Annotated in this window: 1 protein-coding gene and 1 pseudogene; both read right to left on the bottom strand. The window is 43.9% G+C overall.

Annotated elements, in window-relative coordinates:
* A pseudogene (locus ACTXGO_RS12640) lies at positions 1-193 on the bottom strand (tetratricopeptide repeat protein); the annotation flags it as partial.
* Between the two features lie 72 nt (positions 194-265).
* A complete protein-coding gene (locus ACTXGO_RS12635) occupies positions 266-1903 on the bottom strand; it encodes a cardiolipin synthase (RefSeq protein ID WP_443574780.1) in 1638 nt (545 codons plus the stop codon).
* Positions 1904-2310 lie beyond the last annotated feature (407 nt).

Here is a 2310-nt window from a genome sequence, read left to right as displayed (position 1 = left end):
CTTTGATCAGTTCGCGCCGTATTTGTGATAACAAAGTATCGATACGCTGCAAACTAGCTAAAGACTCATCTAAACTGTACTCTCTTAATAGGGCCTCATAAGCTAAGCCGCCTGCAATAGGACGCTTAGCTAAAAAGTCTTGCCAATATCCTGTGGCAATATAATCTAAAGGCGTCAAAGGTGAGTCAGACATCAGGCAGGTACTTCCTTAAAAGTATTTATAAATGGATAAAAAACAATCTACCTTAGCGTAAAATTCAACGCACTACAATAAAGGGCTAAACAGCCGCACAACATTATCAAATAGACGCGCATAGCTTGAGCGCTGTTGCCACTCAGTCAATGACAACAAGCGACAATTTTGTAGATAAGTCGCTTGCGCATCCGCAATTTGTGCCACCATCTGCGGCGTATAAATCGCCAAGCTGACCTCCATATTTAAGTAAAAACTGCGCATATCGATATTTACCGTACCAAATAGACAATAGTCATCATCGATAACGACAGTTTTGGCATGCAACAAGCCGCCTTTGAACAGTGCGATATTGACGCCAGCCTCAAGCAGCTCTTGATAATAGGCTTGCGAAGCATGTTGCACCAAGAACGAATCCACCTTTTTGGGAATAATAAGGGTCACTTCTACCCCGCGTTTAGCAGCTGTCGCAAGCGCGCCTGATAATGCTTCGTCAGGAACAAAATACGGCGTCGTTATCTGAATACGCTTATTAGCGCGGTGAATGACAGTGACGAGCGTGTTGTAAATGACATGCGCAGTCACCTGCGGAGCAGAAGGTATTAGCTGCGCTGTGACCTCGTCTACAACAGGCATTTGCGGGATGACAATAGACGTCGACCCTGTATCAGGCGGCTCTATAAGATCGAGATTTGCACCTAGGACTTTTATACGGCTATTAATATCATTGATAGTCGGCGACATGACGTATAACTTACGCGTGTAGTTATTTACCCGCTGATCGAGCACATCTAGATTGTAGTTGTTTTCAGCGCCGATATCTGTGACGACCACTTTTGCTATAGCGGTTGCAATGTTGACTGGCCGCTCGCTGACAATGCGCATCATCATATCGATCCACTGCCCGACTCCTTTGTCTTGCTTAAAAAATGCGGGATCAACTAGATTAAAACTACCTATATAGCCAATGTACTCATCAATGGCGACCATCTTGCGATGATTACGTAAATCAGAGCGTACAAATAAAGTTTTGAATAGCCCTACCGGTAGCGATTGATGAACAAATACACCCGCTTGCTCAAGCAGTTTGTGCTCGGTACTGTTAAAGAATCTAAAACTGCCGACGCTATCGGCTAATATATGGCACTCAACTCCGCGCTTAGCTGCTGAGACTAGCGCCTGTATAATATCTAATACTTGACCCTTGGGATAAATGATATAAAACTCTAGCAATATCGTACGCTGAGCGTTCTCAATATCGGTAATCAAACGCCCAAAAATGTGATGGGGTGTGGTGAGCAGTTGCATTTGGTGATGCGCAAACACACCAAATCCCGTCCAGCGCGTGCCAATTTGACTGACGCCGCGGTAGTGATCAGGCAACAGGTCTTGACCTTGATCAAAGATCAAACGCTCACGCTTAGCCATGTCATTCATCAGCCCGCGTGCCTGCTCCAAACGCTGACGATAGCGACGCCCAATCATGGGCTCACCGAGCAAAACATAAGCGATAAATCCAACTACAGGCAAAGTATAAAGCACAGCGATCCACGCAATCGACACGCCAATATTGCGCTGTACCGATACAATGCGCAAAGTCATCACTATCATAAGGATAACGTGTAGTAATAGTCCAAATCCTGCAAAATCACCCCAAGACCAAGTGGCAAAATGCTGCTCTACATCCCAAGCGTCTATACTTACCTCCATTGATCAAATGAGAGCCTACATTAATACATAACCGCAGCTACTCAAAACATTCAGCCTGCGACATTATAGTCGTATTTGCGTGCATCATAAAAGGACTACTCCTTGTGTCCTTTTTACGTCTATAACAAACATTTTATAAATTGCGCAAAATAATATTTGACAGGCTTTGTTAAGTCTATATAATACACACCCACAGCAAGGGGCTTTGATAGTCTTTATGTTGTGGGAAGTTTTCCAAAGGGTGACAACTTTGGATGGTAAGACTTTCGGAAATTCTACAACCTAGTATAGGTATAGGATTTCTAGAAAATTCCCTTTAAGGAATTTTCTCTTGCGAAGCTAAAAAAGCAGTGCTTTTTTTATACGCTTCTCAGGGTGATTAGCTCAGTTGGTAGAGCGTCTGCCTT

The organism is Psychrobacter sp. T6-1 (genome assembly GCF_052258445.1).
This window is presented reverse-complemented; position numbering and strand designations above follow the sequence as displayed.